Here is a 23,496-nt window from a genome sequence, read left to right on the forward strand (position 1 = left end):
ATGTAAAAAAGTCACAAAAATGCCCATTATATTAATTTTGGTAATGATTTCTAGAATTGATTGATATGAAGACTTGAAGATATATTATGAACCAATCACTCAAGTAAGCATAAATCAAACAACACGATGTTTAAAATAAAAAGCATACTCTCCATTATCAGTGTAGTTTTTTTCTTTAACAATAACTGCTGATGCAATGCCATAAAATAATCTGAGTGAAGAAAGTCCTGAACGGCTAGAGCAGAGTTTGTTTTACGGGCTTTCCTATAATGTGAATGACGTTGTTGAATCCACTCTTTTTAACATGTTAAATTATAAAATTGTCTATCCAGAACTCACTTCAGACAAAGTTATAGAAAAGGTAAAAAGTTGCTGAGGAAACTACATTAGAGTCGGTTTCCGCAAAAGCAAATTTTGGGATCTACTTTTACCAAAATCAGCAAAGCTTTCCGAGAATAGAAAATCTAGTTGCCAAACTGAATCACACGGACCAAGACAGGATCTTTGAGTTCTTGAGAAATGGTGATCATGCGGGGCAATTCACTTCAACACAGAAGTAGTTAAACCGGTTAATCTTTTTAATTGGGTGAAGATTGAACCGTCTGTTGTTATCTAATCGATAATGACAGGCGGTTTCTTTTTTTAAATGCAATTGAGTCAGAACTGATCGATGGAATTCTGCCATACAACACTTAAAACAGTGATTTAAACGTACTGTTAGTGCATTAACTGCAATTCCGACAGGTTCTAAATTACAGGTATGATTTTAGCTTCTGTTTAGAGTAAAAAGAAAGAATGTTTAAACAGGAGTATATATGAATTTCAATAAATTTACGATAAAAGCTCAAGAGGCTGTTCAGGCAGCAATTGAGCTGGCTCAAAATGAGAACCATCAGGCTGTAGAGCCAGCGCATATTCTAAAAGCGCTCTTGAGTGATTCTGAAAATGTTACGATTCAGATTTTGAAAAAGATCGGTGTGAATGTTTCATCGCTCTTAGATCAGCTTGAGAAAAAAATGAAGTCCTTTCCGGTTGTTAAAGGTGCATCTGTATCAGGCCAGTACCTGTCAAACAATACAAAAGCACTTTTTGATAAAGCCCAAATTGAAGCGACCGATTTGAGCGATGAGTATATTAGTTCTGAGCATATTTTACTCGCTATGATTGTTACGGAGTCGGAAACCAGTACGCTTTTGAAAGATCAGGGAGTGAAAAAGGATCAGGTCCTGCAGATTTTAAAAGATGTTAGAGGCAGCCAAACCGTGGATGATCCCAATGCGGAGAGCAGGTATCAGGCATTAAAAAAATATGCCATGAACCTGAATGAAATGGCGGAGAAAAATAAGCTGGATCCCGTGATTGGACGAGACCAGGAGATTCGCCGGGTGATGCAAATATTGTCACGACGAACCAAAAATAATCCAGTGTTGATTGGAGAGCCCGGCGTAGGTAAAACTGCGATCGCTGAAGGACTTGCCTTGAGAATTGTACGCGGTGACGTGCCCGAAGGATTGAAAACCAAGCAGATTGTAGCTCTTGATATGGGAGCCCTGGTAGCCGGAACAAAATTCCGCGGTGAGTTTGAGGAGCGTCTGAAAGCGGTCGTTAAAGAGGTGATGGATTCTGACGGAGAGCTCATTCTCTTTATTGATGAGATTCATACCCTGGTAGGTGCCGGAGCTACTGAAGGCTCTATGGACGCGGCGAATATTTTGAAGCCATCATTAGCGCGGGGCGAGCTCCATGCAATTGGTGCCACCACGCTAACCGAATACAGAAAGTATATTGAGAAAGACAAAGCTCTGGAGAGGCGTCTTCAAACAGTGTTTGTTGGCGAACCGTCCATTGAAGATACCGTGTCGATTTTGAGAGGACTTCAGGAGCGCTATGAGGTTCACCACGGTGTTCGAATTACAGACTCGGCTATTGTTGCGGCTGCGGAACTGTCCCACAGATACATTGCCGATCGGTTTTTGCCTGACAAGGCGATTGACCTGATTGATGAAGCCGCTTCCAGACTGAGACTCCAAATTGACAGCATGCCGGAAGAACTGGACAGCATGGAACGGCAGATTCGTCAGCTCGAAATTGAGCGAGAAGCATTGAAACGGGAGAACGACGAAGCCAAACTAAAAGCTAATGAGAAGGAGCTTGCCGATCTGGAGGAGAAACGGAAGTCGATGCGGGCTCAGTGGGATCATGAAAAAGGCTTGATCCAGAAAACCCGTGAACTGAAACAGGCGATTGAAACGGCGCGTAATCAGGCCGATAAAGCCGAGCGTGAGGGCCAATATGAGAAAGTAGCGGAACTGCGATACGGAACCATTACACAGTTGGAGAAAGATCTGGAAGAGACGAAAGCAAAACTGGACGATGTTCAAGAAGGCCGGTCGCTACTGAAGGAGCAAGTTGAAGCTGAAGAAATTGCAGATATTGTAAGTCGATGGACTGGAATTCCGGTTACTAAGATGCTTTCCAGCGAACGGCAAAAACTACTCAAGCTGGAAGAGGAACTCCATAAGCGGGTGATTGGTCAGGATCAGGCAATTGAAGCGGTCTCTGACGCTGTACGACGCGCAAGAGCAGGTCTGCAGGACGAGAACCGCCCGATCGGTTCATTTATGTTTCTCGGCTCAACCGGTGTGGGTAAAACGGAGCTTGCCCGCTCACTGGCTGATTTCCTCTTTAATGATGAGGATGCCATGATACGAATCGACATGAGTGAATACATGGAGAAACACAGTGTGAGCCGTTTAATTGGAGCGCCTCCGGGATATGTTGGGTATGACGAAGGAGGTCAGTTAACCGAAGCGGTTCGTCGCAAGCCGTACTCCGTCGTACTGCTCGATGAGATCGAAAAGGCACATCCGGATGCATTTAATATCCTTTTGCAGTTATTAGATGATGGCCGTTTGACCGACAATAAAGGAGTTACGGTCGATTTTACCAATACCATTGTGATTATGACCAGTAACATCGGCTCTCATCTGATATCCGAAGAGATTGAGAAGAGTGGCGGTGAAATGGACGATGAAACATATACTGATCTGCAAGACAGGCTTTTTGAGCAGTTGAAGAAAACGATTCGGCCCGAGTTTTTGAACCGAATTGACGATGTGGTTGTTTTCCACCCGCTTGATCAGCGACATATCCGACAAATCGTTGACATTCAGCTTAAACGAGTTGAGAAGATGCTGGCCAGAAACAGGGTGTCCGTTTCCGTATCTGAAAATGTGAAAGACTGGCTGGCAGCCCGTGGTTATGACCCGGTTTATGGTGCCCGGCCTTTAAAGAGAGTCATTCAAACACAAATCGTAAACCAGCTTGCCAAGCAGTTGATCAAACGCGAGGACGATACTCAGGGAATAGAGTTTGAGGCAACCGTCAGTAAAGATGGAAGCAAGCTCGAATTTGCCGAAGTGTACAGCGATGCTGAAGCGTGGGCCGATTAAAATAAGACCCCGACAGACCGCTAACCGCGGTCCGTCAGGAAAATTGAATCAAATAATATCTCCAAGGTTCGATAACCGTGGAGGTTTTTGTTTTATAGTCAGATCTTATTTGACCAAAGAATCGGGATTTAATCCCTTCAGCTCATCCTTTACAAATTCTCTCCCTTTTCGAATCAGCTCACCATCCAGATATACATCAGCACCAATACAGACCAAATCCCAGTGAATGTTGCTTTCGTTGCCGTTGGGGGCAATTTCGTAGTCATTCCCAAGGGTAAGGTGATTGGAGCCATAGATTTTCTCATCAAATAGAATGTCATACATCGGTTCGCTGATGATGGGGTTCAGCCCAAAACTAAATTCTCCGAATTGTCTGGCTCCTTCATCCGTATCGAGAATTTCTTCGAGTGCTGAATTATTCGATGAGTCAAAATCTGTGACGACACCATTTTCAACCTCAAGCTTAACAAACTCAAACGGTTTTCCCTGGTAGACGGATGGGGCATAGGTGATGTGTCCGTTGACGGAATCCAGAATTGGAGAAGAGAATAGTTCACCGTCAGGAATATTTCGCTTACCAAAACAGGGAATCCAATTCTGACCTTTGACGGAAAAACTGATATTGGTTCCCTCCCCTTTAAGCTTAATTCGATCTGTTTTCCGCAGAAGTTCTTCGAGCGGTTTCATGGCCTGCTCCAGTTTGTTGTAATCGAAAAGACAGGCAGCGTAATAGAATTCTCGAAATTTTTCGGTGGGCATTTTGGCGTTCATGGCAAAAGCTGCGGATGGATATCTAAGTACGGCCCAATTTGTGTTGTTAACGCGCTCTTCAAAATGAACCGGGTTGAGAAATTTTTGAGAGTACGCCCGATTTGCCTCTTTTGGTACCTCAGAATTCTCGTAGATATTTTCAGCTGCGCGAATCCCAATAAAGGCATCCATCTGTTTCATCAAAGGAAGCTGGTCTACATTTGCTTGATTTGTCCAAAACTCCTCGTCACCATTTTCCAGCAGAAGACGATTTGTCTCTCCATCTTCAATTTTGATGAAAGGGTGAGCTCCCATTTTTCTGACCTCATCTGTCAGTGCTCTGATTAAACCGATCCCATTCAGTCCGACTAGCTGGAGCATTACATTTTCTCCTTCCTTTAATTCGGTGCTGTGATTCAGTAGTTGTTTGGCCAGCTGCTTGTCTTCAGGAGTGTACATGTTATTCTTATTTAAAATTGTTTAAGTCTATAGTTTTGTCGCAGAGGTCCAGTTCATCTTGTTGGTTGGAGGCGATAATTACCATTTTTTTACTATCCCTGAATGTTTGAACTAGATTTTTGATCAGTGATTTTCCTTTTTGATCCAGGTTGGATCCCGGTTCATCCATAATCAAAATGGATGGTTTTTTAATTACAGCAGAAGCTAGTTTGACACGCTGTTGCTGGCCGGTTGATAAGTTGCCGTACAGGGAATTTTGCAGCTTTTTTATTTCGAAACGGTGTAGCAGATCATTAATATCTTCTATAGAGGAGTTTTTTTGAAGCTCCACTAAAAAACGTAAATTTTCTTCTACTGTCAGTTCCTCATAAAGTTGAACATAAGGTGCTGAAAACCCGATATATGGTATTATGGCTTTAGGTTGTAGTGTGTCTTCAAATATCTCCCATTGGATTTTTCCGGAAGTTGGTTTTAATAAACCAGAAATAATTTTTAGTAACGTGGATTTCCCGGACCCATTTGCTCCGGCGATTCCCAGAACAGTAGTTTGATGGAGAAAACTAATGCCGTTTAGCACACGCTTTCGCCCATATTTTTTTGAAATATTGTTTGCAGAGATTTCAATCATGGTGAAAGGTAAATTTTAAGAGATGCAAAAAGAAGGAAAAAGAGGGTTTTAATAAAATTGTGGCAAAATTGATCATAAAGTAATTGAAGAAAAGTTATTATAATAGAACCCTTACAAAGTTTGCATAAAGAGTAAATATAAAAAGATATGGAGCGAACAGTACGCCACATCACAGAGAAGCTGACAGCTCAGTTACCCCGTTTTAGAGAGTATTATACCCCAGAAGATCTCCAGGTGCTTGATATACCAGCATTTATCACTGAGAGAGTTATTTTGGAAATGCATCAAAATCTGAGTGAATCAGTAAATCCACCTGAAACGGAATGGGCCGATATGGATGGTGATTCCGTCCGTTTTGCCTGGAAAAATTTCCTCGAGGCGATAAAAACAGAAGTTAGAATGCCGGCCTCATATGCAGCTCCACTGCTGGAAACAGCAGTAGCGGATGCATTGGATCTCGCTACGCAACCCCGTCGTGCAATTCCAGAAATTCTATTTGGCAACGATGAGGTGTTAACGGTTAAGGATTTGAAAAAAAGAATTCGGTACATAACTGTTGGCCGGCCGCTTGCAGCAGCACTTATCCGATATATGGAGAAGAAGAGTAAAACCGAACTCAAAATCTCTGAGTGTAAAAGAATTATTGCACAGATCGATGACAAATTGATACACTCCTTTAACTCTCTGGATTGGGCAAAAGAGCTGGAGCCAATGTTTGTTTTAGCAGGTCCATCTGTGGATACCGACATGTTCAGGCTTTACTTTGAAGATAAAGGACAGAAAAAAATCTCAAGATTATTCGATCAACTCAGTAAATCATTAAATAGAACTGAGTTTATCGAGGTGATGTCATCACCGGATCATCTGTTGGACGACGAAGAGGTGACCAGCGACGTTAAAAGTAATAAAACTGAGGCGGTCTCAGGTGCGGAGTCCAAAGCTTCAAAAAGATCCAAAAAAGAGAAAGAGGTTGATGATGAAGATTCAATACTCAGCTCATTCCGGAAACAGAGAGACGAGGAGACCGGTGGTGATACAAGGAAGGGTGAGGAAGATTCTGAAGAAGAAATTCACTCAAAATTTAAGCTGGATAAACAAGAGGATTCAACTGATAATAACAAAGCCAGTAAAACTAAAAAATTGGATGCCGGGGAATCAACCAGGGAAATACGGCGGGATATTCTGAAACTTGATGATGAGGATGAAGATCCCGACAAATTACATTCCGATCTGCTGAGTAAATGGAGGGCGATATCCGGAGGCGAATCCGCGAATACGAAATCGGTTAAAGAGAAAAGTGAATCTGAAGTTGAAGATTTGGCTGAAACGGATCGACCGGATGAAGAAGAGGATGCCGGAGTTGAATCGATCGAACTTTATAACGAAACAGATGATGAGGAGGATGTACCTATCTGGAGGGCTTTTCTCGAAAGAGAAGACTTAAGCAGTGTTGTTGAAGATGAAGATAGTGGTGATTCCAAATCAAAGTCTGTAGAAGCGGAAAAACTGCAGTTAGCTGATAAACTGGCCGATTCGTTTTTTGGAAGCTACGATGAGGATGATGATGAGAATTCAGGAGCAACCGCAGAAGAGCTGATGAAATGGATTTCTGACGAAAGAGATCGTTTCGTGGACGGCATATTTAGCGGATCAGAGAAAGCATATGAGGAGTCTTTAGAGGATATTGCACTTTTGGATGACTGGAAGAGTGCCTCTCGGTTTATCAAAGATGAGGTGTTTAATCGAAACCATATTGATATATTTGATGAAGTAGCTGTTGATTTTACCGACAGACTTCATACTTTTTTTAAAGAGCGAAAATAAAAAGAATATTAACAGCACAGGATGTCTGAAAACGAAAAAGTAAAACGGCTATTAAAACTCAGGGAAGAATCGAAAAAAGGCGGTGGTGAAGCCCGGATAAAAAAACAACACGATAAAGGAAAACTTACAGCCCGCGAGCGTATTGATCTCCTTCTCGATAAAAACAGTTTTGAAGAGATTGATGCATTCGTAACTCACCGAAGTTCGGCTTTCGGGCTTGAGGACCAGCAGTTTTTAGGTGACGGTGTTGTAACCGGATATGGGAAAGTTGATGGAAGACCGGTTTATGTTTTCAGTCAGGATTTCACTGTTTTTGGCGGCTCACTTTCAGAAACCCACGCCGAAAAGATCTGTAAAATTATGGATCTCGCTATGAAAAATGGAGTTCCCGTCATCGGACTCAATGACTCTGGAGGAGCCAGGATTCAGGAGGGCGTAAGCTCTCTTGGCGGTTACGCTGAAGTGTTTTGGAGGAACTCGATGGCGTCCGGAGTAATACCGCAGATTTCTGCAGTTATGGGCCCCTGTGCAGGTGGAGCCGTTTACAGCCCAGCCCTAACGGATTTTGTATCAATGGTCAAAAATACAAGCTATATGTTTGTTACCGGACCTAACGTTGTAAAGACGGTTACGCACGAAGAGGTGACTTCCGAAGAACTTGGAGGAGCATCAGCGCATGGTGTTAAATCCGGAGTAGCTCATTTTGCTGAAGAGAATGACGCCGTTTGCCTAAAAAATATTCGTAAGCTGATAAGCTACATACCGCAGAATTGTGAAGAAAAAGTTCCAATGAAACCTTCAAAAGAGCCGGAATCCTCCAATGCTGAAGCGTTGGACGACCTGGTTCCACTCAATCCTAACAAACCGTACGATATTAAAGATGTTATCGATGGTGTGATGGATGGAGACACCTTTTATGAAGTTCATGAGCGCTATGCCGATAACATAGTTGTAGGATTTGCCCGGCTCGACGGGCGAACGGTAGGAATTGTTGCGAATCAGCCATTGTCACTTGCCGGTGTTCTCGATATAGATGCATCGCTGAAAGGGGCACGTTTTGTCCGATTCTGTGATGCGTTTAATATCCCTTTGGTTGTGTTTGAAGATGTGCCCGGATTTTTGCCCGGCACGGATCAAGAGTGGGGTGGAATTATAAAACACGGTGCTAAACTTCTATACGCTTTTTGTGAAGCAACTGTGCCAAAAATGACGGTCATTACCAGAAAAGCTTACGGGGGCGCTTACGACGTAATGAACTCAAAACATATTCGGGCCGACTATAATATAGCCTGGCCTACTGCTGAAATTGCGGTTATGGGTACGAAAGGTGCGGTCGAAATTATCTTCAGACGAGAAATTTCTAAAGCAGATAAACCCGAAGAAAAGCAGAAAGAACTGGAAGATAGCTATAGTGATGAATTTGCTCATCCATATAAAGCAGCAGCACGTGGCTTTATTGATGATGTGGTTTTACCGTCCGAAACCCGTAAAAAACTGATTAAGGCGTTTGAATTGTGCCACAATAAAGCAGACCGTGTTCCTAAGAAAAAGCATGATAACCTGCCGCTTTAAAAAAGTACTTTATCCCGGATAGCTTCCTGCAATGTAATTGCGCAGTGAGTTTATTTCTATTTTTTGATCTTCAATGACTGATTTGACAACATCGCCAATGGAGATGATTCCGGCTAAATCTCCATTGTTCAAAACTGGCAGGTGGCGAATTTTCTTTTCAGTCATGAGCTGCATGCATAAATTTATGCTGTCTGAACTGTTAACACAGAATACCTGCTTAACCATAATATCTTTAACGGGTGTTGAGGCTGAGGTCCTTCCTTTTAGAATGACTTTGTTTCTATAGTCCCTTTCAGATATAATTCCTTGCACTTTTCCATCATCAAGAACGAGAAGCGCACCGATATTTAAATCAGCCATTTTCTTTATAGTGTCGTAAACGGTTTCGTGTGGATGCACAGAGTAAACGGTTGAGCCTTTTCGATTGAGAATATCCTTAACTGTCATATCCCTCCCTTTTTTAAGATTAAGTAAACATTATCAATAAGCAGAATTTTCTCATTATGCAAGAATATCACTGAAAATTGCGTATTTGATGTTCAGCGAAATTCCGATGTAATTTCGTTATCATCTATCCCTGAAAGTTTTTTGGCACTTCGCTAAACATAATTGACTGTGTGATGAATCTATTTGAAAATGAATCCGATAGTTTTGAAGGAAAATCGGACAACAAAAATCAACCGCTTGCAACGAGAATGCGCCCGGTCTCCCTGGATGAATTTGTTGGTCAGAATCATCTGGTTGGTGAAGGGAAGATGTTACAACGGATGATAGATAGCGGCGTAATAGGGTCTCTGATTTTCTACGGTCCTCCAAGTTCGGGTAAGACTACGCTTGCGTATGTGATTTCCAACGAGATAGATGCACGCTTTGAGGTGATTAACGCCGTATTGGATGGTATTAAAGAGCTTCGAAATGTTGTGGCCAAGGCAGAGCATCAAAAAAAAGCCAATGGTCGAAAGACTATTCTTTTTGTGGACGAAATTCACAGATGGAACAAAGCTCAGCAAGACGCTCTGCTCCCCCATCTTGAGTCGGGTATTATAACATTGGTGGGTGCAACTACCGAAAACCCATTTTACTCGCTTGTAAACCCATTGCTTTCCAGGTGTCAGCTTTTTGAGCTCTTTCCCCTTACCCGCGACAATGTTGAAGAGATGATAGACCGGGCGCTGGCAGATGAAGAGCGGGGACTTGGGTATTTGAAGATTGAGGTATCACAGGAAGCTAAACTCTATTTTGCTGAAAATGCCGGAGGAGACGTTCGAAATGCGTTGAATGCTTTAGAAGTTGCTGCGCTCTCAACAGCCAAAGACAAACATGGGTTTGTTCGAATCACGCTTGATATTGCAAAAGAGTCCATTCAAAAACGGAATGTAAGGTACGATCGTACGGGGGACGAGCACTACCACTACGCTTCCGCTTTTATTAAATCTATGCGGGGTTCTGACGTAAATGCAGCTCTTTACTGGATGAGTGCGATGCTGGAAGGTGGGGAGGACCCAAATTTTATTTTCAGACGGATGCTCATTTTTGCATCAGAAGATGTGGGCATGGCTGATCCGTATGCTTTAACTGTTGTCAACTCGGCTCACGAATCTTTCATGAAGACAGGAATGCCGGAGGGTTTATATTTTCTTTCGCATGCGGCAATATTTTTATCGCTCTCAGCAAAAAGCAACAGTACCAAAGCCATATTTGATACGAATAGCATTATCAGGGAGAAAGGTGTGAAAGATGTGCCACAACATTTGAAAGATAAAACTGCAAATAAACTCGCATCTCAATACTTGGATGTGAAAAATGCTTCGGATGACTACAAATATCCACACAGTTACCCAAACAGTTGGGTTGATCAGCAGTATTTACCCGATGAAATAAATGATAAATCGTGGTATGAAGGAGGGAATACAGGGCGGGAGAAAAAACTGTGGGAAAGGTTAAACATTCTAAAGAATAAATTAGGTAAGTCCTGAAAATAGAAAAGCCGGAATTATCCATTCCGGCTTTCTTAGTATTGGAGCTATTGCTCGATGTCTACCATAACATGAGCTCTTTTATAAATTGATACCTTTAATCCTTTATTCTATAGTCAAATGATAAAGTGAAATAGCTTGATATACAAATTAAATTAAGTTAAAAAATCATTAGGCAATTATTATTTAACTATATGAGTCAGAAAAGCGCTTTTTTTAAGTCATAAATCTAAAGGTTTTATTCAATTCAAACCTACAAAAGGAGGTTTAAATTCACTTTATAAGAGCCAGAATAATAAATTTTGTGCGTCGACTAAGAACACGAATCATTATGCTGATTGAAGTGTTATATCAGCATTAGAAAAAAATTAAAGCATAATACAAGCATGAGTCTTATACACATTTTATCATCTACTGACAGACCTAACTCCAATGCACTTAAAGTTTCCAAGTATGTGGAGCAGCATTTGGCGAAAAAAGCTGATACTAAGATTTTCTCTCTGATGGATTATCCGTATGCGGATATAGTTGGAGGTAAGTACGGAAATACACCTGATTCTGTAAAAGAGTTTAACCAAGAACTTTTAAGCGCAGACGGTTTACTTTTTGTTGTTCCCGAGTATAACGGAGGTTTTCCGGGGGTTTTGAAATTCTTTTACGATTATCTGCCATTCCCTGAAGCCCTTGAGATGATACCTGTTTCATTAATAGGAGAAGCTGCCGGAGCATTTGGAGCGCTGCGCCCTGTAGAACAGTTTGAACAGTTGCTTAAGTATAGAAAGGCATATATCTATCCGGAGCGAATGTTTATTCAAAGAGTGAATGATTCATTTGATCCGGAATCGGGACTGTCAAATGAAACACTTCAAAAGTTGTTAATGAGCCAGCTGGATGGATTCCCTGATTTTGTTGAGGAGATAAAAAGTTTGGATATTTCAGTTGACGCGTAGCATGTAACCAACGCCGTGTAGCGTAACAAGAAAACGCGGATCATCAGGTTGCATCTCAATTTTAGCGCGTAACTTTGAGATATGCACATCCACAGTTCTTGTGTTAGTGCTATACTCGTAACGCCAGACATTCTCAAGCAGATCGTCTCTGGATATCGGCTGGTTTGCCTTGGAAACAAGATATTGAATGAGTTCTACCTCCCTGGTAGAGAGTTCATGTATTACTCCGTTTGGCTTGATAACTTTAGACTCCTTGAGGTCAATTTTGACATCACCAAGTTTTAACATCTCTACCGGCCCCGATTTGGTGTAAGCATTAGCTCTTCGAAGCCTTGCTTTAATGCGAGCAAGAAGTTCTTTTACTCCAAAAGGTTTTGTTATATAGTCATCGGCGCCAATGTTCAACCCGGCAACTTTGTCAATTTCCTGATCGCGAGCGGTGAGCATGATGATTGGAAAAGTATATTTTAGCTCGCGAACTTCCTGGCAAATTTCGTAACCACTTGTTCCCGGCAACATAATATCAAGAAGCATAAGATCCGGTTCAACATCTTTAACAGCTTCGACGGCTTTATCACCTTCCTGAACGACAGTTACATCGTAACCCTCGGTTTCCAGCGTGTCTCGAAGGGTGAAAACAAGGCTGGGTTCATCTTCTACGATAACGATCTTCTTTTGTTTATCAGACATATTGCTTGGAGTCTATATTTTTAATTTCACTATCTGTAGATTGAGGTACTAAGCTTGGGTCATACTGATCCTGCCCCTTAAATAGAGCTGGAAAGCTTACTGTAAATACTGAGCCTTTCCCCTCTGTACTTTCAACGGAAATAGTGCCACCATTTAATTCAACGATGTTTTTAACGATGGCTAATCCCAAACCGTGACCTTTGGTTTTTGCTGTCAGGCTGTTTTCGACCCGATAGAATTTTTCGAAAATCAGTTTTTGAACTTTCTTCGCCATTCCGTCTCCTTTATCAGCAACAGAGATTTCGACATTATCATTACTCTTCGTCAACTGAATATCGATTTGTTTTGTATCGGAACTGTATTTGATGGCATTTTCAATCAGATTGTTGAGAATCGTTTCAAGATGATCAGGGTCGATCATCACAAGCGGAAGATTCGAATCGCTATCAAAATTAAAGTCAAAGCCTTTAGACTGAATATACTGTTTGTTGGATTTCGCAAAGTCCGCTACCAGTGCCTCAAGTTGATATGGAGCTTGCTCCAATACGGTTTGCCCCGAATCTACTTTGGCGACGTCCAAAAGTTTTTCGATCATTTTTCGCAAACGAACCGATTCATTGTAGATATGCTCTCCATAACTTTTCAAGCGTTGTCCGTCTTTTACACGTCCATCCGAAATATTTTCGCCGGCTGCCTGCATAACGGCCAAAGGTGTTTTGAGCTCGTGGGTAATGTTTGCAAGAAATCCGGCCTGTCTCTGGGCCAACTCTCTCTCACGCTGAGCATTAATAAACATAAATACGAGTGCTCCAAAAAGTACGATCACTGCAAATCCCAGAACAATTAGATTTCTGGTCAGTGATGCATTAGTGGCAGAAACCGTTGGTGACTGCAGGAAGGATGCGTGGAGAATCCAGTTTTCAAGCATTTCCGGAAATCGCTGCCTCATATCAATTTCATAGACATCACGATTATAAGTGTACTGTTCATCACTACTTGATAAAATATCGTCTTGTATCCAATCTCTGAGCCAAACAACTAAACCTGTTTTATCTGTCGGGCCAAACTGTTCTTTAAGTTTTTTGGCAATAACTTCGTTAATCAGATATTCTCGATTGATCGTAAAGTTTAAATGACCAATGACTACTCTATCATCCAAATTAATAAGAGCAAGGTTCATACTTCGATGTGCATCGAAGGTAACCTTATTATTAAACCGATATTCATCAATGAGAGCTTTTACTCTGGAATTTGAAATACCAAAACCATCACAAACGAGATCAGGTACTTCATTTACCATGGTAAACATTTTCAAATCCGGATTGAACTTGTAAAGAGGTTGGGTTTCGTCGTAACAGGCGTCGGAGTCGCTTGGGTTATAATAAATATCATCATAAAGTGGGTCTTCTGACGCTTTACCCAAAACTTCTATAAAATGAGCCGGAAAATTACCACTTACACTCCAGCTGTTTTCCAATTTCTCTATATCCAGTTTCCGAAGTTCTCGGAAAGGACCGCCAAACTGATGTCTCACCTGAAATGTGAACTCATCAAGCTGACTTTTTTTATTGTCTTTGGCAGACTCTATGGTAGATTCACGTAAAGCATAGAGTGAATAGATGTTCATCACTGTAAGAGCCAGTACCGCTACAATTCCTAAACTGAGGAACAGCCACCTGACTGAATTACGCTTACGCATTTTGTTAAAAAAAGGCATGGATTGAAATTGAATTTTTAAGTCAATTTAAAATAGAAACATCGGTTAGAACCTACAGGGTTTGTAATACTTTTTTACAAACCTTACAACTAAAAAAGCTGGAGGAACTATTGGTATTCTGACTTTATAACGGAAATTAGTCAATTAATATTGATATTCAATTCTCTCGTTCCCAAATGTTATTTGAAGGATTCACATCAGGGAAGTGATTTTCAGGATCGATTTCAATACGTACAACCTGAGAATTTGAATCGATGGTTAACTCCTTGGTTCGATGTCCCTGCAGCCAATGGTCTACATCTATGCGTTGATCGATTTTTTCACCGTTGGCAAGAGTAATTTCTAAAAGAACAGGCATTGGCACATTTCCAATATCCTCTATAACAATTTTGTAGCTATTATTTTCTGAAAATACATCGGTAACGGCCTGATCCAGTGTCCATGTTTCGTAATACCAGGCTCTCCAGAACCAGGAGAGATCCCTACCTGTCACGTCTTCAATCGTTTTGAAAATATCCCATGGATATGGATGTTTGTATTTCCACCTTTCAATCAGCTCGAGATGTGCTTCCATAAATAGTTCATTACCCAATACTCCACGAAGAGCCGCTAGAACAGACGCCGGCTTGGGATATGAAGCAACTCCATATGCGGGCCCGGGATAGTGGAAATCTGACCACCTCATCATTTCACCTTCAAGATCAGTCCCGGCAATTTGTAGATACCCTCCGAAAATGTCGTTGTTATCAAACCGATCGCCATAATAATCCTTATTGGCTTCGTTGGTGTGAAAAGTTGTATAGCCCTCGTCTATCCATGTGTAACGCCTTTCGTTTGTACTCAGTATCATTGGAATCCACATGTGAGCCAACTCATGTGCGGTGACTCCGTAGAGTTGAACAGCCCCGGCGTTGTTGTAATCTCCAATGACTGTCATCATTGGAAATTCCATACCGCCACCTATAATTCCTGCGCCTTCAACGGAGGTCATGTGCGGCCAGGGGTATGGTAGGTTTGTATAGTCAGATAAAAATGAAATTGAGTGTTGCGCGTATTCAGCCTGATCTGACCAGAGCGGAGCAAGCTCTCGGAAAAAAGTATTGATTCGCGAATAGTCTGTTTCACCGTCTCCGTCCAGGTCCCCGACAGCAGATCGTGTAGCATCCCAGCGAGATTCAAGGGTAGCGCTGAATGCAACATCTCTCACCTGATTTGAAGAGAATTTCCAGGTCAGTGATTCAGAACCGTTTTGGATGGTCGCATCAGAAAGTTCGTCAAAATCGGCTATAGTGATAGTATCGTCACTGTTACCGGCTTCATTGTATCGTTCCAGGGTTCTTTGGGACAGAGTTTCCTCAGGATTAAGAAACTCACCCGTCCCCATTATCATCCACTCTTTAGGCATGGTTATTGAAAGTTCGTAATCTGCGAACCCATGGTAAAACTCTGCATTACCCAGGAAAGAATCATCCATCCAGCCATATACATCGTCGTAAACAGCTATTTTTGGATACCAATAGGCAATAAAATATAGATTGTCCCGGTTGCGCCCCATCCTTCCCGAAGCACCTTGCTCAGGAATTTCAAAAGACCATTCAAACTCGAAGCTCATTCTGCCGCCTGATGTAAGCTGTTCGTCAGGAAATATATAAAGACGTGTCCCATCAAGAACGTATCCGGAAGCATTTTGAGTCCAGCGTTGAAGCATGCTGATAGGTTCTAAATCCTGGCCATTCGAATTTACTCTCTCTAGCTCTTTACCCCCGGTAATTTCCGTTGATTCTTTTTTGGGTGTGCCTTCTTTATGAAGATTTTGAGCGAGTTCAACTACGATGACTTCCAGATCGTCGGGAGAATTATTAATGTATTCAACAGATGACTCCCCATAAAGGGTATGGTTCTCCGGATCAATCTCAGCTGAAATGGTATACGAGGAGTAATTTTGCCAGTACTCTTCGCCCGGTTTACCGTCTGTGCTTCTTGTGCCGTTTTCTACAGCTTGTAAATAGGCATTTGGTACATCAATGGGATAGGGTAAGGGACGTTCAAGCTCTGAAACAGGTAATTCTGATTCAGTAGTTTGGCTTTCTAAAGATGAATCCAGCTGCTCTGTGCTAGCGCAGGAGAGGGTGAAAAGAAATAGTAATGAAAATATCGATATGGAAAGTGAATTCTTGATCATGTCAGTATTTCTTTATGTATTTGTAAAAGCAGTAAATAAGGAAAGACGTATTTTATTCTGACAGTACACCAGCTTTAATCAAACTGGCTTTAAGCTCGTTAAATTCGATGGGCTTAATTAAATAGTCTTCGTAATTAGTTTGTTTGGCACGTTCCTGGTGAGCTTTATCCGAATTACCGGTAATGTAGATAACGGGTACAGAGGAAAACTTCCGGATTTCGTTCATCGCTTCAATTCCATCCATTTCGCCCTCCAGAGAAATGTCCATTAGTATAAGATCCGGTTCAACTTCTTTAGCTACTTCAATAGCCGTTTTACCGTAAACGAGCTCCCCTTCAGTTTCAAATCCCAATTTGTCCATGTAGTTTTCATACAAGAGACTAAGAATTAAATCGTCCTCTACTATCAGAACCTTTTTTTTATCAGACATGCGTAGATACTTTTATTGTAATTGTTACAGACGTAAGCTAATATAAAATTCTTTTATTCTGAAAAAAGGTAAAGAATTAAACGAGAAAAGAAATGCGAAGTTTTCTAAGCTAATATTTAAAGTCGGTTAGTAAGAATATTACCGGTGAGCCATAATTGAATCTGCCGATACTGAACATTAAAATATCCCTGATTACGCTGGAGCAAATAGTTATCGAAGGGGAAAAATTCATTTTTCAGGTTGGGTCTCCGGAAAGTGAAATTGTATTGAGGGTCATTTCTGTCGTAGGAGTAAGACCAATCCATTGTGTTCAGATATCGATCTACATACCATGGAGGGCCAAATAAAATGTAAATCATGCCCATATCTGTTTTCCAGCCCTCTTTGAAGTTTGTAAACTGCTTATTGGCTTGCTCTACCCGCTCATAGTAGAGATTAATGACGGACCTGGCTTGATTCATATTTTTGACATTGGATAACCAAAAACGATCTACAGCTTCTTTTAAAGAATCAGCTTCCTGAATCTCCATCATGCGTTCGTGATCGCGTCGATCCATCAGATATATAAGTGGCTCGGCTAGTTCACGGGCTGTCATCACCGAAGGATAGTTTTCACTCATCACCGAAAAATCCCTCGCACGGTACAAAGTTTCTCCATCCTGATCGGTGGTTTCAACTTCAAAACGATAGGTGCCGCGTTCCAGTAATGGATATTTGAATTCAATGAGTACGCTTCCCGGTTGATCCAGTCTTCTGACGTTTGTATCGATTTCTTCTGCTCGCCTCATGTCCACTCCAATATATGGAAGTGAGGATGGGCTATAATTATTGAAATTCATAGGTCGCGCATAGGATGTATCTGCCGGGTACTGAATCAAACGTGCATTGATGGTAAGCGGATCTTCCACTTCATTGTTTGTTACCTGAAAGTCCATTTTCAGGCTATCGATTTTAGATGGTACGGTATATGTAGTAATTGGTGTGTACTGATTTTCAGTCAGTTCAAGGTTTTTACCAAGCAAACGTATAGTGGTAAGACTAACCTGAGGGTTTTCAGGATTAGGAATTGTAGCCTGACTGGTTCTGCTAGAAGCCCTGTCCGATGATTGATCAAGTACGGTAATATTTACTTCAAAGGTGCCGGGTACAACTTCAATGACTTCATTATGGGTAAATACTTCCTGGCTAATAAATGACCCTTCAAATTCAGACTCAATTTCAAAATCCTTGCGTACCGTTTTTGTGAAATCTCCATCTTCTTGGAGAATACGTATTTCCAGGCTGACATTAGCGGCTCTTTTTTCGTCTTTTGTACTGTAAATAAGGCTACTTAAAACAATATCTGTGGTAATATTAATAAGGGGTTGGTCATTTTCACTCAATAAACCTATAGAAGAGCTTCGAACTTCGGGATAGCCATCTTGAAACTGAAAAAGAGAACCTCTCTCAACGTCAGGATTTGATGATCGTACGCAACCTGATAACAATAAACCAAGTGAGAGAACTCCAAAAAGAAGGAAATGTTTAAAATGAATAGACATAGGCTTATTTTTTTTTGAAAACCAGAGAAAGCGAATAATCGTTCTGATTATTATGTTTACAACATCAAAATGGATATATAATTGCTTACATTAGACACTACATTCATATCTAAATAAAAAATCACTCTTAAACAATCACATATTTATGCTAAGCGGCGCTCGTAAAACAAAGATTGTATGTACTTTAGGTCCCAGCAGTAATACGAAAGAGGATATTAAAAAACTTTATCGTGCAGGAATGAATGTTGTACGAATAAATTTTTCTCATGGAACACACGATGGGCACAAGAGAACAATAGGCTACGTTAGAGAGGTCGCAGAAAAAGTTGGATACGCTATTCCGGTTTTAATGGATCTTCAAGGACCCAAAATCAGAGTTGGGCAAATGAAAGACGATGCCCAAGTAATAAAAACCGGAGATTTTGTAAAGCTGACTTCCGAGGAAGTTGTAGGAACACCCGATTTAGTACCTATCGATTATCCAAAACTTTCACAAGATTCTCAGGTTGGTAATCAGATTTTAATTGATGATGGACTGTTGGAGCTTAAAATTGTTAAAAAAGGAGATGATGGAATTGTAGCTAAAGTAGTTGTAGGAGGTATTTTAAAATCACGAAAGGGTGTGAATTTGCCCGATGTAGATATCTCCATGTCATCACTTACCGAAAAGGATAAAGAAGATTTAGAATTCGGACTGAAAGTGGGTGTTGATTATGTAGCTATGTCTTTTGTCAGATCTTCAAGAGATATACAGGATGTGATCTCTCGAATACGAGCTGCCGGCAGTAATGCCTCAATTATTGCAAAAATTGAAAAACCGGAAGCAGTAAAAGTGATTGATGAAATTATTGAAGAGACCGACGGTATTATGGTTGCCCGTGGCGATTTGGGTATTGAAATTCCGAGCGAACAGGTTCCGCTGGTTCAAAAGAAAATTATTGAAAAATGCAGAATTGCCGGTAAACCTGTTATCACGGCAACTCAAATGCTCGATTCAATGATCAACAATCCTCGTGCTACCCGTGCAGAAAGTTCTGATGTGGCGAATGCTGTTTTGGACGGCACGGATGCAGTTATGCTTTCAGGTGAGACAGCTGCCGGTAATTACCCGGTTGAAGCTGTTAAAACAATGGATAAGATTATAAAATCTGTAGAGGCAAATGCAGATGGTTTGTATTACAGCCTGAAATATAAAAAGCCGGATTGGAAGGAAAAGCAGATTATTGAGTCGCTGGCTTACTCTTGTGTTACCATTGCAGATAATATCGAAGCCAGGGCTATTAGTACGATTACACATTCGGGTAATACAGCCCGGAGAATTTCGAAATTCAGACCACGAGTGCCAATCGTGGCATTTACGGAAAGCCTTATAGTACGACGACAGTTAAACCTGGTATGGGGCGTGCAATCAGTACGTCTCCAAGAGATTTTTGATACGGACATTAGTGTGAAACTGATGGAAGATTATCTGCAGAACAATGGTTACGTGAACAGTGGAGACCGGGTGATCATTGCGACAGGTATGCCGGTGGCAAAGCGTGGCAGAACCAACATGATCAAGGTGAGCACCATCGATAAGGACTAAATACGCTAAGCAGAATGAAAACGTTTTAAAACTGTGTTTAAAAATCTATATATCATTCTGTTTGCCATTCTTTTGACGGGTTGCGTTTCCCCGGTAAAACAGGGTTGGCAAAATTTCACCGCATATTACAACACCTTTTATAACGCCAAGCAGGCTTTTGATGAGGGGCTTGAATTAAATCAACGCCAACAGGTTGATATCAATCCGGATCAACCCATAAGGATTCATCCTTCTCCTACAGAAGCCGGACAGGAGGAGTTTGAAAGAGCGATCGAGAAGGGAGCGTCTATCCTGCGGGATCATGCTGATTCGAAATATCTTACCAGAGCTGTTTCATTAATTGGCCAATCCTATTTCTACAGGCAAGAGTATTTTTCGGCTCTCGAAAAATTTCAGGAACTTCGGTCATTATCAGCAGGAAAAGAGTTACAGGAAGCTACAATTTGGCAATCCCGTACTTACCTTGAATTAGAACTCTATGAAGAAGGTATCAATTTCACTCAACAAGAGATCGACTTTATAGATGATTGGGACACTGATCTCCTCTCTGAGTTAAATATGGTGTTAGCTCAGTTGTATTCAGAAAAGGGTGAATGGACTGAGGCTTCAGAGGTGCTTCAGGATTATACGGGGCTGCTGAAAAGTAATAGACTGAAAGCAAGAGCGTACTTTCTTCACGGACAGGTTCATGAGAGCTTAGGTAACAATTTTCAAGCTTTAGCGGCTTATCGATTGTCCTCAACTATTATGTCGGAATACGATATTGAGTTTAACTCAAAGCGAAAGCTTGCCCAAATGCATCGCCAAACTGGAGATTACGAATCAGCGCTGCAGCTGTTCAGGAGTTTAGAGAGGGATGATAAGTTTATAAACGATCACGTTGATCTGCGATACGAAATTGCCAGGACCTATCAGGAGATGAATAGAGCTCAGGAAGCAGTAACTAGATATAACAGATTGCTGCGCGATCGATTTGATGCACCTTCAAGTGCAATTAAGGCGAAATCCTATTTTGGGCTCGGTGAGATTTACAGAGACCGCTTTAATGATTTTCAGACAGCTGCTGCCTATTTCGATTCTGCTAATACGCAATCCGTCAATTTATCCAATATTTATGAGGACGTGGATGCTGAAGAGATTGCCAGGGCATTTGGAGAGTACGCGTCGTTAAAAAATGAGATTGAAAGAGTTGACAGTCTGATGCACCTGTCTACATTAAACGAAGCAGAACTGGATTCAGTGGTAAGAAGAATTCGGGATCAGCAGGCGGACCGTGCGGAAGTTAGCCGGCAGCAGAATCTGAACTCCGCGAGAGATATTGCCGAGAGCCCCGACGACGCCACAGAAGTTTTGGAGTTTGGTTTTTTGAACAGTAAAGACCCTGTGCGAAAAGCGGAAGCGCAAAGTTATTTCCGGACTGTTTGGGGAAATAGGCCATTAGAAGACAATTGGAGACGCCAGAGCGCATTGACGATATCTTCACTTGATGAAGAACCTGAAATGGCAAATGACGACTCTGAAACTGCGGTGGCAACAAATGGTGGGAGTAATTTGATTGAAACGGCTGCAAGTGCCGGTATTGATCTGTCTGAAATCCCATTTACCGAGGAAGAAAAGAACAGGATGAAAAGATCAAAAGAGCAGTTTAAGTACAGGCTTGGAAATCTGTTTTTTCTATCGTTAAATATGCCTGATAGTGCGAGATATTATTTTAATGAAGTTATTCAATCTTCGGCCAACCAAGATATCATCCCACGAGCTATCTATTCCCTTGCAGAGTTGGAGTTCAGTGAGAATAACAGAGAGGAAATGGTACAAAAGGCCAATCTTCTATTCGATCAATATCCCGAAAGTATTTTTGCAGACAGGATAGCAATCAGGCTGAATATTGACTATGATTTGGAAGACACGGTGAGAACTGATCAATTTGAAACAGAGTACACTTCAATCCAACAAAATATTGCTGATACATCTTACGAAGAAAAAGCCGATAGTCTTGTTGATCTGGCTGAAAGTATTTCTGATGAAAAGATAGTATCACTGATTTACCTTGAAGCGGCAGAAAATTATCTGAAAGCGGCTCAAGATCTTCCATCTGAAACTTCTGTCGTTTTCTATAACTCAGCTTTGGAGTTGCTGAATCTAATTATGGGGATGGAACAGGCAGATACGCGAGTAAGGCGACGGACTTCAATTATGTTGGAATCCATTGAAGAATTGCTGGCTGAATTAAAAGAAGAAGATGAAGAGGATGAAATTATGATCGAAAGATTTCCTGAGGATCGTTATCCAACAGATCCCGCCGGGGAACTGCCAATATGCGAAGATGTTGATGTGCAATTAAATTTAGCGGGCGGAACTTCGAGGATTGTAGCGGAGATGAACTGGAGTGATAAACAGAAGTCGCAACTGCCGGATATGATCTCCTACCGTTTTGCTATCAACCCGGATGGTTCTATTGAAGAGTATTCAATATTGAGTGATGAAGTGCCTGCCGAGATTGAAAATGCTTTGAATTCCGTGATAGAAGATCTCAATTTTGATCCGGTTGGCGGAGATCACTCCATCCGTTGTAAATTAAATTTCCCAATTCGATTTTAACCTGATTGAGATTTGAACTTTTTGCGTATCTGGTAGATGTTTTCAAGGTCGTTTGCTGCCAGATACTCAGCAATTTCTTTATTGATCTGTCTTACAATGGACGGGCCTTCATAAACCATAGACGTATAAATCTGAATCAGATCAGCGCCTGCTTTGATTTTTTCTATGGCATCCATACCGGAACTGATACCTCCGACCCCGATGATCGTTTTCTCTCCTTTTGTTTCTTTATAAATTTTTCTGATGATTTCAGTGCTTCTCTGCTGTATGGCTTTTCCGCTAAGTCCACCACGCCCAATTGATTTTAATTCATCCGTTGAGGTTTTTAGATTTTCGCGGTTTGAAGATGTGTTGGTAGCTACATAGCCGCTTATGGCATGACTTTCACAAACCGATATCAATTCCGACAGCCGGGTCTCATCCAAATCAACCGAAAACTTTACCAAAACCGGTGGCAAACTTGAATCTTTATTTAGCTCCAGGATTTCCAGAAGAGCATTTAACACATCGGGATCTTCGAATGTTTTACCTTCAGCGGTGTTAGGACATGAGATGTTTAACGTAATATAATCCGCTTCATCTTTCACAAGGTTGAAGCTTGTTTGGTAATCCTGAAGAGCTTTGTCTCCGTAAATATCAGGGTTGTGCGTTTTTGCAATGTTTACGCCAACAGGGATATTTAAATTCAGATTTTTTAACCTTCTTGATATTGTCTGTGCACCATCGTTGTTCAGCCCGAGGCGGTTTATGAGCGATTGATCAGCAGGCAGACGGAAACTCCTCGGTTTAGGATTTCCGGTAGATGGTAATGCTGTTATGCTGCCTATTTCAAGAAAACCAAAACCCAGCTTTTCCAACATGGGGGCCAAGGTGCAGTTCTTGTCGAAACCCGCTGCTAAACCAACTGGATTTTTGAAGTTGAACCCCCAGATATTTTGACTTAAAGCGGGATTGGAGTACGAATAAATAGTTTCTGCAGCCCGTAAAAAAACCTTTCTTTTACTGTAGGTGCTGACAGCTTTTACCGTGAGTTCGTGTGCATAATCCGCCGATAACCTGAAAAGGAAAGGCTTGATCAATAATTTATACATACACTAATTTAATGAGAATTTGCTTGCCTAATGTAAAGAGAGATTCAT

The 23,496-nt window shown here is 41.3% G+C and carries 16 protein-coding genes; 7 read left to right on the forward strand and 9 right to left on the reverse strand.

Translation table 11 applies throughout. The features are described from left to right. Positions 1-815: 815 nt before the first annotated feature. Positions 816-3,452 carry an ATP-dependent chaperone ClpB gene (gene clpB, locus ACESM0_RS01545; RefSeq protein WP_372902964.1) on the forward strand — a complete coding sequence of 879 codons (2,637 nt, stop codon included), beginning with the start codon at positions 816-818 and terminating at the stop codon, positions 3,450-3,452. A gap of 105 nt (positions 3,453-3,557) precedes the next feature. Here clpB and ACESM0_RS01550 read toward each other — a convergent pair whose 3' ends face one another. Next, the gene (locus tag ACESM0_RS01550; protein ID WP_372902965.1) at positions 3,558-4,661 is read right to left on the reverse strand and encodes an aminopeptidase; all 1,104 of its coding nucleotides are present in this window, start codon (positions 4,659-4,661) and stop codon (positions 3,558-3,560) included. Between the two features lie 7 nt (positions 4,662-4,668). Then, the gene (locus ACESM0_RS01555) at positions 4,669-5,289 is read right to left on the reverse strand and encodes an ATP-binding cassette domain-containing protein (protein WP_372902966.1); all 621 of its coding nucleotides are present in this window, start codon (positions 5,287-5,289) and stop codon (positions 4,669-4,671) included. Positions 5,290-5,436: 147 nt separating this feature from the next. On the opposite strand from ACESM0_RS01555, the gene ACESM0_RS01560 reads away from it, so the two are divergent. Both ACESM0_RS01560 and ACESM0_RS01565 read left to right on the forward strand, forming a co-directional pair. Continuing rightward, positions 5,437-7,113: a hypothetical protein gene (locus tag ACESM0_RS01560; protein WP_372902967.1), complete on the forward strand. Its 1,677-nt coding sequence runs from the start codon at positions 5,437-5,439 to the stop codon at positions 7,111-7,113. 21 nt (positions 7,114-7,134) lie between these two features. Then, positions 7,135-8,685 carry an acyl-CoA carboxylase subunit beta gene (locus ACESM0_RS01565; RefSeq protein ID WP_372902969.1) on the forward strand — a complete coding sequence of 517 codons (1,551 nt, stop codon included), beginning with the start codon at positions 7,135-7,137 and terminating at the stop codon, positions 8,683-8,685. Positions 8,686-8,694: 9 nt separating this feature from the next. On the opposite strand, the gene ACESM0_RS01570 is transcribed toward ACESM0_RS01565, so the two are convergent. Continuing rightward, the gene (locus ACESM0_RS01570) at positions 8,695-9,132 is read right to left on the reverse strand and encodes a CBS domain-containing protein (protein WP_372902971.1); all 438 of its coding nucleotides are present in this window, start codon (positions 9,130-9,132) and stop codon (positions 8,695-8,697) included. Between the two features lie 173 nt (positions 9,133-9,305). Here ACESM0_RS01570 and ACESM0_RS01575 point away from each other — a divergent pair, with 173 nt between their 5' ends. Beyond that, positions 9,306-10,661, forward strand: coding sequence for a replication-associated recombination protein A (locus tag ACESM0_RS01575; protein WP_372902973.1), 1,356 nt, complete (start codon positions 9,306-9,308; stop codon positions 10,659-10,661). Positions 10,662-11,047: 386 nt separating this feature from the next. Further along, positions 11,048-11,611 (forward strand): NADPH-dependent FMN reductase, encoded by a 564-nt coding sequence (locus ACESM0_RS01580; protein WP_372902974.1) that lies wholly within the window; start codon positions 11,048-11,050, stop codon positions 11,609-11,611. Here ACESM0_RS01580 and ACESM0_RS01585 read toward each other — a convergent pair. The 5 genes from ACESM0_RS01585 to ACESM0_RS01605 form a co-directional block, all read right to left on the reverse strand. Further along, entirely contained in the window at positions 11,597-12,301 is a 705-nt protein-coding gene (locus ACESM0_RS01585; RefSeq protein WP_372902976.1) for a response regulator, read from the reverse strand. The genes ACESM0_RS01580 and ACESM0_RS01585 overlap by 15 nt on opposite strands. Continuing rightward, entirely contained in the window at positions 12,294-14,000 is a 1,707-nt protein-coding gene (locus tag ACESM0_RS01590) for a sensor histidine kinase (protein WP_372902978.1), read from the reverse strand. The genes ACESM0_RS01585 and ACESM0_RS01590 overlap by 8 nt, the downstream gene beginning before the upstream one ends. Positions 14,001-14,175: 175 nt before the next feature. Beyond that, a complete protein-coding gene (locus tag ACESM0_RS01595) occupies positions 14,176-16,200 on the reverse strand; it encodes a M1 family metallopeptidase (RefSeq protein WP_372902980.1) in 2,025 nt (674 codons plus the stop codon). A 52-nt stretch (positions 16,201-16,252) separates the two neighbouring features. Further along, entirely contained in the window at positions 16,253-16,630 is a 378-nt protein-coding gene (locus tag ACESM0_RS01600; RefSeq protein ID WP_322570144.1) for a response regulator, read from the reverse strand. A gap of 116 nt (positions 16,631-16,746) precedes the next feature. Continuing rightward, positions 16,747-18,171, reverse strand: a complete 1,425-nt coding sequence (locus ACESM0_RS01605) for a GWxTD domain-containing protein (RefSeq protein WP_372902982.1) — start codon at positions 18,169-18,171, stop codon at positions 16,747-16,749. Between the two features lie 145 nt (positions 18,172-18,316). Here ACESM0_RS01605 and pyk point away from each other — a divergent pair, with 145 nt between their 5' ends. Both pyk and ACESM0_RS01615 read left to right on the forward strand, forming a co-directional pair. Further along, positions 18,317-19,756, forward strand: a complete 1,440-nt coding sequence (gene pyk / locus ACESM0_RS01610; RefSeq protein ID WP_372902984.1) for a pyruvate kinase — start codon at positions 18,317-18,319, stop codon at positions 19,754-19,756. Between the two features lie 33 nt (positions 19,757-19,789). Further along, complete coding sequence (locus ACESM0_RS01615; protein WP_372902986.1) at positions 19,790-22,357, forward strand: tetratricopeptide repeat protein; 2,568 nt, start codon at positions 19,790-19,792, stop codon at positions 22,355-22,357. Here ACESM0_RS01615 and ACESM0_RS01620 read toward each other — a convergent pair. Next, on the reverse strand, positions 22,354-23,448 hold the full coding sequence (locus ACESM0_RS01620) for a quinone-dependent dihydroorotate dehydrogenase (protein ID WP_372902988.1): 1,095 nt from the start codon (positions 23,446-23,448) through the stop codon (positions 22,354-22,356). The genes ACESM0_RS01615 and ACESM0_RS01620 overlap by 4 nt on opposite strands. Between the last annotated feature and the right edge of the window lie 48 nt (positions 23,449-23,496).

The organism is Rhodohalobacter sp. (assembly GCF_041686455.1).
Lineage (GTDB): Bacteria > Bacteroidota > Rhodothermia > Balneolales > Balneolaceae > Rhodohalobacter.